This is a genomic window from Planococcus maritimus (assembly GCF_001592825.1).
GTDB lineage: Bacteria > Bacillota > Bacilli > Bacillales_A > Planococcaceae > Planococcus > Planococcus maritimus_C.
On the sequence record NZ_LTZG01000004.1, the window covers coordinates 1 to 15,229 of the forward strand.

Annotated in this window: 14 protein-coding genes, 1 tRNA gene, 1 rRNA gene, 1 other RNA gene and 1 other annotated feature; of the genes, 3 read left to right on the forward strand and 14 right to left on the reverse strand. The window is 48.0% G+C overall.

Annotated features, from left to right (window positions below; all coding sequences use genetic code 11):
- Window positions 1-510: 510 nt before the first annotated feature.
- The 4 genes from recR to ffs form a co-directional block, all read right to left on the reverse strand.
- Window positions 511-1,110 (reverse strand): recombination mediator RecR, encoded by a 600-nt coding sequence (recR, locus tag AY633_RS08505; RefSeq protein ID WP_068459528.1) that lies wholly within the window; start codon window positions 1,108-1,110, stop codon window positions 511-513.
- A gap of 13 nt (window positions 1,111-1,123) precedes the next feature.
- Window positions 1,124-1,444 (reverse strand): YbaB/EbfC family nucleoid-associated protein, encoded by a 321-nt coding sequence (locus AY633_RS08510; RefSeq protein WP_058382250.1) that lies wholly within the window; start codon window positions 1,442-1,444, stop codon window positions 1,124-1,126.
- Window positions 1,445-1,473: 29 nt separating this feature from the next.
- Window positions 1,474-3,210, reverse strand: a complete 1,737-nt coding sequence (gene dnaX, locus AY633_RS08515) for a DNA polymerase III subunit gamma/tau (RefSeq protein ID WP_068487953.1) — start codon at window positions 3,208-3,210, stop codon at window positions 1,474-1,476.
- Window positions 3,211-3,362: 152 nt separating this feature from the next.
- An RNA gene (gene ffs, locus AY633_RS08520) (signal recognition particle sRNA large type) lies at window positions 3,363-3,628 on the reverse strand.
- Between the two features lie 183 nt (window positions 3,629-3,811).
- Between ffs and AY633_RS08525 the strand changes: the two genes are divergently transcribed.
- Window positions 3,812-3,904: transfer RNA gene (locus tag AY633_RS08525), tRNA-Ser, on the forward strand.
- Between the two features lie 175 nt (window positions 3,905-4,079).
- On the opposite strand, the gene AY633_RS08530 is transcribed toward AY633_RS08525, so the two are convergent.
- Together AY633_RS08530 and AY633_RS08535 are read right to left on the reverse strand one after the other, a co-directional pair.
- On the reverse strand, window positions 4,080-4,754 hold the full coding sequence (locus AY633_RS08530; protein ID WP_068487954.1) for a deoxynucleoside kinase: 675 nt from the start codon (window positions 4,752-4,754) through the stop codon (window positions 4,080-4,082).
- A complete protein-coding gene (locus AY633_RS08535) occupies window positions 4,751-5,389 on the reverse strand; it encodes a deoxynucleoside kinase (RefSeq protein ID WP_068487955.1) in 639 nt (212 codons plus the stop codon). Before AY633_RS08535 ends, AY633_RS08530 begins: the two co-directional genes overlap by 4 nt.
- Window positions 5,390-5,551: 162 nt before the next feature.
- On the opposite strand from AY633_RS08535, the gene tadA reads away from it, so the two are divergent.
- Entirely contained in the window at window positions 5,552-6,043 is a 492-nt protein-coding gene (gene tadA, locus AY633_RS08540; RefSeq protein WP_145915669.1) for a tRNA adenosine(34) deaminase TadA, read from the forward strand.
- A 14-nt stretch (window positions 6,044-6,057) separates the two neighbouring features.
- On the opposite strand, the gene AY633_RS08545 is transcribed toward tadA, so the two are convergent.
- The 4 genes from AY633_RS08545 to pdxS all read right to left on the reverse strand — a co-directional run bounded on the left by AY633_RS08545 (window position 6,058) and on the right by pdxS (window position 10,046).
- Entirely contained in the window at window positions 6,058-6,915 is an 858-nt protein-coding gene (locus tag AY633_RS08545) for an alpha/beta fold hydrolase (RefSeq protein ID WP_068487956.1), read from the reverse strand.
- Between the two features lie 81 nt (window positions 6,916-6,996).
- Window positions 6,997-8,271: a serine--tRNA ligase gene (serS, locus tag AY633_RS08550; RefSeq protein WP_068487957.1), complete on the reverse strand. Its 1,275-nt coding sequence runs from the start codon at window positions 8,269-8,271 to the stop codon at window positions 6,997-6,999.
- Between the two features lie 66 nt (window positions 8,272-8,337).
- Window positions 8,338-8,542: a binding site (T-box leader), on the reverse strand.
- 11 nt (window positions 8,543-8,553) lie between these two features.
- Window positions 8,554-9,159 carry a pyridoxal 5'-phosphate synthase glutaminase subunit PdxT gene (pdxT, locus tag AY633_RS08555; RefSeq protein ID WP_068487958.1) on the reverse strand — a complete coding sequence of 202 codons (606 nt, stop codon included), beginning with the start codon at window positions 9,157-9,159 and terminating at the stop codon, window positions 8,554-8,556.
- Window positions 9,160-9,161: 2 nt separating this feature from the next.
- Window positions 9,162-10,046 carry a pyridoxal 5'-phosphate synthase lyase subunit PdxS gene (gene pdxS, locus AY633_RS08560; RefSeq protein WP_068487959.1) on the reverse strand — a complete coding sequence of 295 codons (885 nt, stop codon included), beginning with the start codon at window positions 10,044-10,046 and terminating at the stop codon, window positions 9,162-9,164.
- A 104-nt stretch (window positions 10,047-10,150) separates the two neighbouring features.
- Between pdxS and pdxR the strand changes: the two genes are divergently transcribed.
- Window positions 10,151-11,572: a MocR-like pyridoxine biosynthesis transcription factor PdxR gene (gene pdxR / locus AY633_RS08565; protein ID WP_068487960.1), complete on the forward strand. Its 1,422-nt coding sequence runs from the start codon at window positions 10,151-10,153 to the stop codon at window positions 11,570-11,572.
- A 14-nt stretch (window positions 11,573-11,586) separates the two neighbouring features.
- On the opposite strand, the gene AY633_RS08570 is transcribed toward pdxR, so the two are convergent.
- The 4 genes from AY633_RS08570 to rrf form a co-directional block, all read right to left on the reverse strand.
- Entirely contained in the window at window positions 11,587-12,873 is a 1,287-nt protein-coding gene (locus AY633_RS08570; protein WP_249929417.1) for a D-alanyl-D-alanine carboxypeptidase family protein, read from the reverse strand.
- A gap of 102 nt (window positions 12,874-12,975) precedes the next feature.
- Entirely contained in the window at window positions 12,976-14,439 is a 1,464-nt protein-coding gene (gene guaB / locus AY633_RS08575; RefSeq protein WP_068487962.1) for an IMP dehydrogenase, read from the reverse strand.
- Between the two features lie 104 nt (window positions 14,440-14,543).
- Window positions 14,544-15,020, reverse strand: coding sequence for a glutathione peroxidase (locus tag AY633_RS08580; protein WP_068487963.1), 477 nt, complete (start codon window positions 15,018-15,020; stop codon window positions 14,544-14,546).
- Window positions 15,021-15,140: 120 nt separating this feature from the next.
- A 5S ribosomal RNA gene (rrf, locus tag AY633_RS08585) occupies window positions 15,141-15,229 on the reverse strand; the annotation flags it as partial.

Below are 15,229 nucleotides of genomic sequence, written 5' to 3' on the forward strand. Positions count from 1 at the left end.
AGCGTTCGTCCTGAGCCAGGATCAAACTCTCCATTATAGAGTAGTTGATTGCTCAATACTGCTGGCGTATCGCCGTCTCGAAAGACGCGCGATTCGCTTGATCTGCCGAAGCTGATCAGTAAGTTGTGTCACGAACACCGAAGTTCAGAAAGCTGTGCTCCGATCGCCCGGGGGCGACCATCGCAAAAGCCGTTCTCGCGCCAAGGCGCTCGTGACGTCTTTTATTGACGTTTTGCTGTTCAGTTTTCAAGGTTCATGTTTGCTGTCGTTCCTGACGACTCTTAATATACTAAAGCACATGCTTTAGAAAGTCAACACTTTTGGTAAATTAAATTATACTTAAAAACCTTTCTTTGTTTTTACCACTATTCATTAGGGAAAAAGAAGTCGTTCATCCCCAATGAAATAAAGGGTATAAACGACTTCCTTCTATATAAGCTTCATTTAAACTACACAAAATAACTATACAAACATCATTATTTGTCAGAATATTTTCCATTTGCACAAAGCTCAGGAAAGCTCGCGCCGTCCTTCAAGTGCTTTGGAGAGCGTGACTTCATCCGCATACTCCAAGTCGCCTCCAACCGGAAGCCCATGGGCGATGCGTGTCGTTCGAATACCTGATGGCCTTACTAGCCGAGAAATATACATCGCGGTCGCTTCCCCTTCAATCGTAGGGTTCGTTGCCAAAATCAACTCTTTCACTTCTTCGTCTTGAAGACGAGTCAATAATGATGGAACGTTGATGTCTTCTGGCCCGATTCCATCCATTGGTGAGATAGCGCCTTGCAATACGTGGTAAAGACCCGTGTAATCACGCATCTTTTCCATTGCGATGACATCTTTAGGGTCTTGGACCACACAGATCATTGACCGGTCACGGCTCGTGTCTTGGCAAATCTGGCATGGATCGACGTCTGTAATATGGCCACATACCGAACAAAAACTCAAATTACGCTTGGCATCGACCAGCGCTTTTGCAAAATCGAGCACAGTGTCTTCTTTCATGCCAAGGACAAAAAATGCCAACCGGGCTGCTGTTTTCGGCCCGATTCCTGGCAACTTCATGAAACTTTCCATCAGTTTGGAAATAGGTTCCGGGTAGTGCATTGTCGCTTACCTCCTAGAACATGCCTGGGATATTCAAGCCTTTCGTGAATTTCCCCATTGTAGAATTCGCATGCTCATCCGCTTTTTTAAACGCCTCGTTTGTTGCGACGATCAATGTATCTTGCAGCATTTCCACATCTTCTGGATCTACGACTGCTGGGTCTAATGCGATATCAAGGACTTCTTTATGGCCAGAAACGGTGACTTTGACCATTCCGCCGCCTGCTGTTCCTTCAAATTTCAATGTGCCGAGCTCTTCTTGAGCCTCCGCCATTTGTTTTTGCATTTTTTGCATTTGCTTCATCATGCCTTGCATATTTCCTCCACCACGCATAATTGGTTCCTCCTCAAATTTTGTATTCGTTAATCATCATGGACTTCGACGAAATCCTTGCCGAAGAGCCGCTCCGCCTCAGAGACGAATGGATCTTCTTCGGGGCTTGCGCCGTCGCTGGAAAATGGATTTTCTTCCTGTCCTTCCGGCTCCTGCGCGTCGCCTTCATTTTTCAAGCCGCCGTTGCGGATAAACTCTTCACGGATTTTCAGCCAATTGGCATCCGGGACGTAAACCGGCGTGTACGCCTTGCCCGTATACTGCTCGAGCAATTGGCTAAACGCTGCGGCAAATGTCTGATTTTCAGAAGCCATCTGGCAATGAATATCATACTTGAATTTTAACACAAAAGCATCCGGGGACGCCGCTACCGGCTCGGCGTCGTTAAGCAATGCCGAATGCGAGCGCTGCAATTGACCCATCACGGTCGCCCAATTGGTTTTAATCGCCTGGATGTCCGGCTTCGTGGCATTTTTCAGCACTTCCTGGATGCGCCCAGTTGGAATTTTAAAAGCGCTTTGCGAACGCTGGCGTTTTTTCTGCTCGGCTTGAGGCGCAGCACCGGCTGTTCCGCCGCCGTCTTTCAATTGTTGCTGCAGTTCGCGCACCAATTGCTCGAGGCTCGTGACTTTCGCTTCGAGCTCAGGAGACGGTGCCCCCACCCCGATGCTTTGGACCGGCGCGTCTGCTTGCACCATTTTCAATAGTGCGGTTTCCATATAGATTTTCGTATGGTTTGAGAAGCGCATCTCTTGCTGGGTCTTCGTCAAGATTTCGATCCAGTTATAAAGCGTCGATGCTTCAAATTGTTTTGCGAGTTCTTCGAAACGCGGTTCAAATGCGGCAAGTTCCAACATATCACTCAGCCCTGGTGCTGTTTGGATCAGCAAAAGGTCACGGAAGAAGGTAATGAAATCTTCTACTAAACGCACCGGGTCTTTGCCATCGCGCACCAATTGCTCGAGCAAAGTCAACGCTTGGCCTATGTCTTTATTCAATAGCGCTTCGGCAATGCCATAAAACATGTCTTGGCTAATTGAGCCCGTCACCAAAAGCGCATCTTCTAGCGTCATTTCATCTCCACTGAATGACACGACTTGATCAAGGAGACTCAAGGCATCACGCATACCGCCCGCTGCTGCCTGGGCGATGATTTTCAACACTTGTTCATTATAAGGAATCTTTGCGTCTTCTAGTACGGTGATCATCCGTGCCACGATATCCGCTTGCGTGTGCGATTTGAAATCAAAGCGCTGGCAGCGGGAAATGATCGTCAGCGGCAATTTATGCGGCTCAGTTGTCGCGAGAATGAAGACGACGTGTTCCGGCGGTTCTTCTAGTGTTTTCAATAGCGCATTGAACGCGCTGTTCGATAACATATGCACTTCATCAATGATATATACTTTGAAGCGGGAATTGGCTGGAGAAAAACGCACTTTCTCGATGATCTCCCGCATTTCCTCGACCCGTGAATTCGAAGCCGCATCGAATTCGATGACGTCTGTATTCGAGCCTTCGTCAATGCTCCGGCAAGAAGAACATTCGTTGCACGGTTCTGCTGCTGGGGCCTGCTCGCAATTCAGCGCCTTGGCAAAAATTTTCGCCGCACTCGTCTTCCCGGTACCCCGTGGGCCGGAAAATAGATAAGCATGGGTCGTTTTATCATAAAGGAGAGCATTCTGAAGGGTTTGTTTGACATGCGTCTGGCCGGTCATTTCCGAGAAAGTCCGCGGTCTGTACACACGGTAAAAAGCTTGATACGCCACCTGGTTCTCCCCTTTTAAAAAGTCTTTGTTCTATCCTTTGATTGTACCATAAAACGGGCATGTTCCCGAATCATTTCACCGGGCATTGCATGTTGTGGACAGAAAAAAACCTGCCCGCAAACTGCGGACAGGTTTGGATCATTTAAGTTAAGCCGTGCACCTTTCTTCGACTGCTGTACACAAGCGTTACTCATGTCGTTGGCTCGATCTAGGCAACCCCGCGGCACATAGAAAGTACCACTTAATGCTGCTTCCTTCCGGACCTGACATGGTTCATGGGTTTCCATTGCGCAGGACCCAGATGTCAACACTACGTGCATGAGGCAGACCTTGCATACAAACAGCCTCAGAAAGGAATTCAGTCCTGCTAGAGCGGATTGCAGGTTACAGGACACCGCTACCTTCCCACCTAGCACGGCATTTACTAGTATACGGAGTGCTGGAGGAAAAATCAAACATAAAGTTAATGCCCTCATAAAATAGCGGCCCCTTGCTTCTTAAAAGCCAACTGTTTTATCGATTTTAATAAAAACTATTATTTTTTCTTTCAAAACTGTTGACTCCTTTTTAAAACCGTGATAAATTATATCTTGTCCAACACGGAGGAATACCCAAGTTTGGCTGAAGGGATCGGTCTTGAAAACCGACAGGGGAGTCAAATCCCGCGGGGGTTCGAATCCCTCTTCCTCCTCCATTTTTTGAATAACTACGCGCATGTAGATAGAGATAGATTCGTTGTGCAAGCAACGAATTTTTCTTAACAAGCATGTGTCTGAATATTATAAAAAACTCACAGACCTGTTCTGTGAGTTTTTTTGTTGTTTATTTCCTGGGAAATAGAAAAACCGGAGGCCGTGGCCTCCGGTTTTTTATCGTTTCAACACAGCTGTTTGCTGCATGAACTTGCCAATGCGTTCGACGATCTGTTCCGAACACTCCGGATCGTTCATCAAGTCATAATCATTGATGTTGAGACGCAGCACTGGGCAAGCGTTGAATGAATCAATCCAGCGTTCGTAGCGTTCGTGCATTTCCATCCAGTATTCAACTGGCGTCTGTTGCTCCATCGTGCGGCCGCGTTCTTGAATGCGCCCAAGGATATCTTCGATCGAACCTTCCAAGTAAATCAACAAATCCGGATGCGGGAAATACGGCGTCATGACCATGGCATCGAATAGGTTCGTATACGTTTCGTAATCCACGGCATTCATTGTGCCTTTTTCCTGATGCATTTTCGCGAAAATGCCAGTGTCTTCATAAATCGAGCGGTCTTGGATAAAGCCACCGCCGTACTCGAACATGCGCTTTTGCTCCTTGAAGCGCTCTGCCAGGAAATACACTTGGAGATGGAAGCTCCATTTCTCGAAATCCTCGTAAAACAAATCAAGGTATGGATTGCCGTCCACGTTTTCAAAAGACGTGCGGAATTGCAACGAGTCCGCAAGTGCTTTGGTCATCGTCGATTTGCCGACACCCACAGTTCCTGCGATAGTGATGACAGCATCTTTCGGGATGCCATACTTGTCTCTTAAATTTTCATTCATATTGATAAGCTCCTTTTTTCAAGCGTGCCTTCCACATGAGTGAGAATCACTTCGAGGTCGGAACGGTTTTGCACAAAATCAAGTTCGTCTCCGTTAAAGCGCAAGACTGGAATTTCCGGATGCTCGCGCTCAAAGCGTTCGATGAATTCGTGATAGTCTGCTGATAATTGCTCCATGTATTCCGGTGTGATCATCTGCTCGAATTCACGGCCGCGCAATTTGATGCGCTTCATCAAAGTATCGAGGCTCGCATGCAAGTAGATGACCATGTTTGGCTTTGGCATATCGGCTGTCAAAATTTTATAGATGGCTTCGTATTTGGCGTATTCTTCTTCAGGCAACGTCCGTTTAGCGAAGATCAAGTTTTTGAAAATATGATAATCCGCAACGACCGGCTCCTGGTTGGAGATGAATTTCTTTTGGATATCGCTCAATTGCTTATAGCGATTGCACAGGAAGAACATTTCCGTTTGGAAGCTCCATTCCTCGATATCTTCATAAAATTTATTCAAAAACGGATTTTCATCCACGATTTCCTTGAGCAATTGAAATTGGTGTTGCTCTGAAAGTGCTTTCGTCAGTGAAGTTTTCCCCACTCCGATCGGACCTTCCACGGTGATAAATGGCACCGGCACAAGAAGTCCCCCTTCTTCGATTCAAGTGAAATGCAATGCCATTTATTTTACCATAACCGTCAAATGAAAAGTAGAGCCAAATGTTGTTCAAACGTCTACGCAATTTGTAGTGCTTTGTCCGGATGAAAAGATGATACACTGAAACTTGAGGAGCGATGCATCATGAACGGAATGGAAAAAGATCATTATTTCATGGGGCTGGCCATTGAAGAAGCCCAAAAAGCAGCGGCAAAAGGCGAAGTGCCGATCGGTGCAATCATCGTCCAAGACGACCGCGTGATCGCAAGAGCTCATAATTTGCGGGAAACAACGCGCAATGCGGTTACGCACGCCGAATTGCTGGCCATTCAGCAAGCGTGCGAAACACTCGATAATTGGCGTCTTGAAGATACTAAGCTTTACGTAACGTTAGAGCCGTGTCCAATGTGCGCCGGTGCCATTTTGCAGTCGCGCATTCCACACGTCGTCTACGGAGCGCGGGATATTAAGGCAGGCTGCGTCGATTCACTGTACCGCTTGCTAAATGACGAGCGCTTTAACCATCAATGCGAAGTAACGGAAAATGTGCTAGCGGATGAGTGCGGCGGGTTGCTTACCCAATTCTTCCGGGACTTGCGCAAACGCAATAAAGAAAAACGGAAAACCCAGGCCTAGGGTTTTCCGTTTTTTCATGCGATAAATTCTTGGATCAGGCGATTCACAATAACCGGCTGTTCATGCTGGACCCAGTGAGTCGCCTCACCGATCCAGACCAGTTCTGCATCCGTGCAAAACTTCAAACTTTCAGTTGCCAGCATCGGCGACAAAAACGGGTCGCCCACACCCCACAGGATTCGGGTCGGCACCTCTACTGGCCGGATTGGAATTTGGTTAAGACTGCCTTTTCGCAATGCCCGGTACCAATTGAGCATGCCGCTCAAGGCGCCTTTTTGTCCCCACGCTTCACGGTATCGTGCCAATTCTTGTTCTGTAAACGCCCCTCGCCTTGCAGTGCCTTTCATCGCTTGTGCCATCCATTCGAAATCATTTGCAGCCATCAGCCGTTCCGGTACTTCCGGCAGCTGGAAAAACGCCATATACGAGCTTTTCACCCATTGCATGGGATTTTTCATGAAGACTCTCGGCATCGCTGCAGGATGCTGAATATTAATGGCAATGAGTTTGTTGACATAGTCCGGGTGCGTCGCTGCCAAATGCCAAGCGACAGCCCCTCCCCAGTCATGGCCGACGATCACTGCTGAAGTTTCACCGAACGCTTCAATCAATCCGATGATATCATCGCGCAATTGATCGATCGTATACGCTTCAATGCGCTCAGGCTTGTCGCTCAAATGATAGCCACGCTGATCGGGTGCCACTACATGGTAGCCCTGGGCAGCGAGTGCCTCCATTTGGTGGTGAAATCCGTAGGAGAACTCCGGAAAGCCGTGCAGAAAGACGACAAGTTCTCCCTGTTGCGGACCGGCGACAGCTGCATGAAGCCGGATGCCATTTGTTTCGACAAATTGAAATTCCACTTCGTTCATATGAACCGCTCCCTTTCCTGTTTTTAATTATTTACCCTTTTCCACGAAAAAAAGACCCGAAATCCATTCGGGTCTTGTGATTTAGCGAATCGTCGTTTTGCCGCCCATATAAGGTTGCAACACTTCTGGAATGGCCACAGAACCGTCTTCCTGCTGGAAATTCTCAAGCAAGGCGGCAACAGTACGGCCGACAGCCAGCCCACTGCCGTTCAAGGTGTGGACGAACTCTGGCTTGCCTTTTGCTTCGCGGCGGAATTTGATATTCGCGCGGCGCGCCTGGAAATCCTCAAAGTTTGAGCAAGAAGAAATCTCACGGTACGTTTCTTGGCTCGGAATCCACACTTCGATATCGTATTTCTTCGCTGCCGTAAAGCCGAGGTCTGCTGTGCACATCTTCAAGACGCGGTATGGCAAGCCCAACAATTGCAACACTTTCTCCGCATGGCCCGTCAGTTTCTCCAGCTCGTCATAAGAATCTTCCGGCTTCACAAAGCGCACCAGTTCGACTTTATTGAATTGATGCTGGCGAATCAACCCACGCGTATCGCGCCCCGCAGAACCCGCTTCAGAACGGAAATTCGCGCTATAAGAAGCAAAAGCTTGCGGCAGCATGTCTGCCGTTAGGATATCGTCGCGGTAGAAGTTCGTCACCGGCACTTCAGAGGTCGGGATGAGGAAGTAATCTTCCTTTTCAATCAAGAACGCATCTTCTTCAAACTTCGGCAATTGCCCTGTACCCGTCAAGCTTTCGCGGTTGACCATATACGGCGGCAGCATTTCCTCATAGCCATGCTGTTCCTGATGAAGGTCCATCATGAAATTGATCAGCGCGCGCTCAAGACGTGCACCAAGACCCCGGTAAAACACGAAGCGGCTACCCGTTACTTTAGCGGCGCGTTCAAAATCGACAATGTTCAACTCCGTTGCGATGTCCCAATGCGGCTTCGCTTCAAAACCGAATTGTGGCTGCTCGCCCCATGTCCGGATTTCTTCATTGTCGTCTTCAGAGTCGCCAAACGGCACGCTGTCATGCGGAATATTTGGCACGCGCATCATGATGTATTCAAGTTTTTCTTCCACTTCACGCAATTCATCATCAATCGCTTTGATCTGGTCACCGACTTCGCGTGTTTTCGCGATCGCCTCGTTGGCATTTTCCTTGTTGCGCTTCATGATGGCAATCTGTTGGGACGCCTCATTGCGTTCTGCCTTCAATTGCTCAGTCTGGACAATCAGTTCGCGGCGCTTCTGGTCGAGCGCTTGAAAATCGTCTAAAACCGAAATGTCTTCCCCGCGTTTACCGAGCTTGGTCTTCACTTGTTCAAAATTTTCCCGTACAAAACGGATATCCAACATAGAAATTCCTCCTTAAGTCTTCGTCAAAAAAGAAAAAACAACGCAAAAATAGCCCTCATCCCTTGGTAAAGGGACGAGAGCTACCCGCGTTGCCACCCTGATTGATCGGCAAAAAGCCAATCCTCTTCATCACATAACGGCATTAAAACCGGCACTGGCTCATCGCCATGCAACTCCGGGGTGGATTCCAACGCGTTTGACACCGGTTTTCACCAACCACCGGCTCTCTTACGGAAAAACTGCGCTGTACTATTCCCATCAACGTTTCTTCTTTGAAATTATTCATATTTTACTATAGTGCGCTGTGGTTGGCAAGAGTTCCCTGTTTTCCACCATATCCAAAAACAACTGCATCAGCCGGTGGTCTCCCGTTAGTTCGGGATGGAATGAACAGCCAAGGAACGGCCCGCTCCGCGCCAACACAATGCGTCCCCTGTATTCACACAAGACTTCCACGTCCTCACCAGCACGCACGATATGCGGCGCCCGGATAAAGACCGCCGGAAACGGCCCATCGATTCCTGCAATAGCCAGATCCGCTTCAAAGCTGTCCACTTGCCGGCCGAAGGAATTGCGCGCGACCGTGATGTCCATGACCCCAAGATGCGCCGCTTCTTGCCCTTCGATCTCCTTGGCGAGTAATACCAGCCCTGCACATGTGCCAAAAACCGGCTTGCCCGCGTCCGCAAATGCTCTTAACGGTTCCAGCAACTCCGCACAATCAATCAACCGGCGCATCGTCGTACTCTCACCACCCGGCAGCACCAAGCCATCGAGTTCTGCTAACTGGACGGCTTTCTTCACCACAACTGCCTCAGCACCACCTGCTTGAATCGCCGCTACATGTTCACGCACCGCTCCTTGCAATGCCAATACCCCAATTTTCATCCCTACCAGCTTCTTTCCTGCATGCGGTCGGCCGCACCGATTGTCGCCATTTCCAAGCCTTTCATTGCTGGGCCAAGGTCTTTCGACAATTTTGCGATCAATTCGTAATCCTGATAATGAGCGGTCGCTTCCACAATAGCACGCGCAAACCGTTCCGGCTGGTCCGATTTGAAAATACCGGATCCGACAAAGACCCCATCAGCACCGAGTTCCATCATAAGCGCGGCATCTGCTGGCGTCGCGATGCCGCCGGCGGCAAAATTGACAACCGGCAGACGGCCAAGCACTTTCACTTCCTTCAGAAACTCATACGACGCACCTAGATCTCTTGCGGCCGTCATCAATTCGTCTTCCCCCATCGCGACAATTTTGCGTACTTCGCCATTCACCTGGCGTAAATGGCGCACCGCTTCGACAATATTTCCTGTGCCTGGTTCGCCTTTGGTCCGCAGCATCGACGCTCCTTCACCAATGCGTCGTGCCGCTTCCCCAATATTGCGGCAGCCACAGACAAACGGCACCGTATAATCGTTTTTCAATAAGTGAAATTCCTCATCCGCTGGTGTCAGCACTTCGCTTTCGTCGATATAATCGACGCCCATTGCTTCAAGCACACGCGCTTCTGTAATGTGGCCAATGCGTGCTTTTGCCATGACCGGAATCGATACCGCCTTCATCACTTCTTCTGTGATGCGCGGATCTGCCATACGCGCAACGCCACCTTCTTTACGGATATCGGAGGGGACGCGTTCGAGCGCCATGACGGCCGTCGCTCCTGCCGCTTCTGCAATTTTTGCCTGCTCTGCGTTGACAACATCCATGATGACGCCGCCTTTTTGCATTTCTGCCATTCCTCGTTTGACTCGATTTGTCCCTTTTTCACTCATCTGAAAATGCCTCCCTTTTATTGGTTGTTTCCAGTATAATAAACTGTGACCATATAAAAAGACTCAGTTTACATTAATTTAAAAGGTCAGATGGAGGCACTCATATGGACATGCTGATGTTCCAACTGCAAAAACAATCCACTACCCCACTCTACAAACAACTTTACCGAGAAATCCGCAGCGCCATCACTGCCGGCACAATCGCTGTCGACACGAAACTCCCAAGCAAACGTAAATTGGCGGAGTACTTGCAAATCAGCCAAACGACTGTCGAACTGGCCTATTCCCAGCTAGTCGCAGAAGGTTTTATCGAACCGCGCCCACGCAGAGGTTTTTTTACGATGCCTGTGGAAGAGCTGGCTTATTTAGATCTCCCTCAAGAAGAAACAGCCATTCGCGATGTCCAAAAACCTAATTATGTATACGACTTTAACCCAGCACATATCGATACCCGTTCATTTCCGTTCCCGACATGGCGCAAAACGGCACGCGAAGTGATCGATGAAGAAAACCATGAACTCCTTCTCGCTGGCCATCCACAGGGAGACGAATCGCTGCGCGCTGAAATTGCCCGTTATTTGTACCAATCACGCGGAGTGGTCTGCGAACCGGAACAGATCATCGTCGGGTCCGGAACTGAACAATTGATGCCGCTATTGATCCGGCTGTTCGATAAAAACTTGAGCTTCGGCTTTGAAAATCCAGGATACGCCCTCACCCATAGCATTTTTGAACATGATGACAGGCAAGCGTTCCCGATTGAAGTAGATGAAGACGGCATTAATGTCCAGGAACTGGACAAAACCGGCGTCGACATCGCCTATGTCACACCGTCCCACCAGTTCCCGACAGGCTCTATTTTAAGCGCCACACGACGGGCACAGCTGTTGAACTGGGCAGCCGCAAAACCGGAACGCTTTATCATCGAAGACGATTACGATAGCGAATTCCGCTATACTAGCCAGCCGATCCCCGCCCTGCAAAGTATGGACGTTGGGGGGCGCGTCATCTACATCAGCACTTTTTCCAAATCGATCATGCCGTCCTTGCGTATTGCCTATCTCGTGCTGCCGCCACGGCTGTTGAACGCTTACCGCAAGACCTTTTTGCATTACACGTCCACCGTGCCGCGCATCGACCAACAAATTGTCGCCTTGTTCATGCAAAAAGGGCATTTCTCGAGACATTTAAACCGCATGCGTAAACTCTACCGGAAAAAGCTCGAATGCCTGACACAAGCACTCGCGCCTTATCAGTCAAGCGTTACCGTATCCGGGGAACAGGCAGGCATGCACATTGTGTTGACCATAAATTCTGAGCACTCAGAACAAACCCTAGTCGATCAGGCAAGTGTGGCAGGCATTCGTGTATTTGCGATGCAAAATTACGACTTGCTCAAGCAAAAATCCACTTTACCAAAAATCGTCCTCGGTTTTGGAGGACTTGATGAAAGCGAAATCCAGCAAGGCATCGATCACTTGATGAATTGCTGGAACATATCAAAAACCAGCTCATCTGCTAAGTGATGAGCTGGTTTTTCTTAAAACAATCCTTTAATGAAATCCACGGCACTTTTCATAGACAGCGCAAACCAATTGGAACGCTCCACTGTCTCTGTCGCTACTACATCCGCAGCTGGCTTTTCCTGAAGGTATTGTACTTCATTATCCGTAGCATCTAAAACCTTTACTTGGCCAACAGTTTGCCCCTCTTCTACAGTTGCTGTAATCGGCGCTTCTTCTGTTAATTCAAGCTCGGTCCGGTAAGCTTCTTGCTGAGCGGATGGAACCATCAAACGGACCGGTTCTTTCACCGCTATCGCTACTTGCTCTTGTTCTCCTTTTTCGACAGGAAGGGATTCCTGCCCCATGAATTGCTGTCCGGCTTTCATCAACTCAACTTCCTGAAACGCAAAGCCATGATCCAATAATGCACGTGTTGCGTCGAATCGGGCTTTATAAGAGCCTTCCCCTTCCGCATCCACCGCTTTCATGACCACTGCGATCAACCGCACCCCATCACGCTTGGCAGTTCCGGCAAACGAATGTCCTGCAAAATCGGTCGTCCCCGTCTTTAACCCATCCATGCCTTCGTATTCATATTCCATTCCGGGAAGCATCGTATTCCAATTGACCATGCGGATCTCATCCGAGGTCCCTTCCCGGAACATCAATTCTGGAATTTTGGCAGTTTCCAAGATTTCTGGATAATCGTCCAGCAAGGCTTTCGTCAGTATGGCAACCGAACGGGCAGACATAGTATTTTCTTCGTCTTCTCCCGTTCCTTCAGGATGCATGCCGAGAAGAAATGAGTTGTTAAGGCCTGTCGAGTTAACGAAGTGTGCGTCCTCAATCCCCAGTTCCACTGCTTTGTCATTCATCATTTGCACAAATGCTTTCTCCGTACCCGCAATGGTTTCTGCAATGCCGATCGTCGCCGCATTCGCCGAATAAATCGCCATCGCTTCATATAATTCTTTCATTGTATACAAACCATCCCGACGAAGCGGGACATTGCTCAAGCGCAAATCTTGAGAGATCCGGTGGCTGTAATCAGTCACCTGATATTCCTCATCCCAGCTAACAAGCCCTTCTTCAATTGCTTCAAACAATAGGTATTCACTCATCATTTTGCTCATGGAGGCGATGCCTAAAACAGCCTCATCGTTCTGTCCGTATAAAATCTGTCCTGTTTCTGCATCGACCACGATGGCTGCATCCGCCAATACAGGAATCGCTTCTTCAGCTTGGACCTTCGTTGGCACCACGATCATCAGAGCGATGACAGACACCATTACAACTTGCATCCATTTCAATACACTTTTCACTCGCTTGTCCTCCATCGTTTCATATCTTTCGCTATTTTATCATATTTTTAAGAAGCAAAACGAAAAAACACCTTCCCAGAAGTTCTTGGGAAGGCGTTTATTTTACATGGAGTAATTCGGTGATTCTTTAGTAATTTGCACATCATGCGGGTGGCTTTCAATCAAGCCTGCGCCCGTCATACGGATAAACTGTGCTTCTTCACGCAGCGTTGCCAAATCTTTCGCTCCGCAATAGCCCATTCCAGCACGAATTCCGCCCAACAATTGGTGGATCGTATCTGTAAGTGGCCCTTTGTATGGCAAACGTCCTTCAATTCCTTCGGGTACAAGTTTTTTCGCTTCATCTTGGAAATAGCGGTCTTTCGATCCTTTTTCCATCGAAGCAATGGATCCCATGCCACGGTAAGTCTTAAAGCGGCGGCCTTGGAAAATTTCTGTATCCCCAGGGCTTTCCGTAGTGCCTGCAAGCAAGCTGCCTAGCATAACCACATGGCCGCCTGCAGCGAGTGCTTTGATGATATCGCCAGAGAACTTAATGCCCCCATCAGCGATAATGGCTTTGCCGTGTTTACGAGCTTCTGTTGCGCAATCGTAAACTGCCGTGATTTGAGGAACTCCTACGCCAGCCACAACACGTGTGGTACAAATTGAACCTGGTCCGATACCAACTTTTACGATATCAGCGCCTGCCTCGATCAATGCTTTTGTGCCACTTGGTGTAGCCACATTGCCCGCTACAATTGTTAGTTCCGGATAGGTGTCACGGATTTGGCTTACCATATTCAACACGCCAGCTGAGTGGCCATGAGCCGTATCGATGACAACAACATCTACATGAGCTTTGACCAATTGTTCCACGCGCTTCATCGTATCCGAAGTAACGCCGACAGCGGCTCCTGCTAGTAAGCGACCCTGCTCATCTTTTGCAGCATTCGGGAACTCGATTACTTTTTCGATATCTTTAATCGTGATAAGCCCTTTTAACATGCCATTTTGATCAACGATAGGCAACTTCTCGATTTTGTACTGCTGAAGAATTTTTTCGGCGTCCTCCAAAGTGGTTCCGACCGGAGCTGTCACCAATTTCTCTTTGGTCATCACGTCTTTAATTTCTAAAGAGTAGTCCTGGATAAAGCGGAGGTCGCGGTTTGTAATAATCCCTACCAAAGTCAGATCATCTTCACTTTGAACGATAGGCACACCCGAGATGCGATATTTCCCCATCAAATGCTCAGCATCGTATACCTGATGTTGAGGTGTCAGATAGAAAGGATCTGTAATAACACCATTTTCAGAGCGTTTTACAGTGACTACTTGTTCGGCTTGCTCTTCGATGCTCATGTTTTTATGGATGACTCCAAGACCGCCTTGACGCGCCATTGAGATAGCCATTTTTGCTTCCGTTACCGTATCCATCCCTGCACTGATGACGGGGATATTCAGCTTGATTTTCGGCGTCAGCTCTACTGACAAATCAATATCCTTCGGCAACACTTCTGAATGAGCTGGCACTAGCAATACATCATCGAAGGTTAACCCTTCTTTAAGAAATTTCGATTCCCACATAATTGACACGCCTCCTGCTTCCTTTTAAATATTATTGTAAGGTTATCAGCGGTTTCAGGGGGTGTCAAGAAACTGATAAAAGTAAAACTATTCGGACTAATGGATTAAAGGATTTTTCGAATATCTTCCTCTAGTTGCTCCGGTTCAATTTGCGGTTCATAACGATGAACGATATTCCCTTCACGATCGATAAGAAATTTGGTGAAGTTCCATTTGATTTCCCCACCTGCGCCGTTTTCACCCCAAGAAGTCAAATAATCAAAAAGAGGTTCGGCAAGTTCGCCGTTCACGTCCACTTTTGAAAACATAGGAAAACTTACTCCATAATTTTTTTGGCAGAATTCCATTGTTTCTTGCTGTGTTTGGAACTCTTGATCGTTGAATTGCCCACTCGGAAATCCGAGAATTTCCAAGCCAAGATGTTGATATTTCTCATACAAACGTTGTAAGCCTTCAAACTGTGGAGTTAATCCGCATTTACTTGCTGTGTTCACAATAATTAAAGGCTTACCTTTGTAATGTTCTAGCGATTCCATTTCCCCATTTGCCTGTTTTACCTCATAACCATATATTGTAGTCATCTTCATTCCACCTTTCTTTTTTAGCCTACCTTTTTAAAATAAGCTTCACAAGAAATAAGAGAATTGCTATACAAAAAAGGCCGTTACCGGGATAAACCGGTAACGGCCTTTCTATTAGGTGCCCAGCGACGACCTACTCTCACAGGGGGAAACCCCCAACTACCATCGGCGCAAAAGAGCTTAACTTCCGTGTTCGGGATGGGAACGGG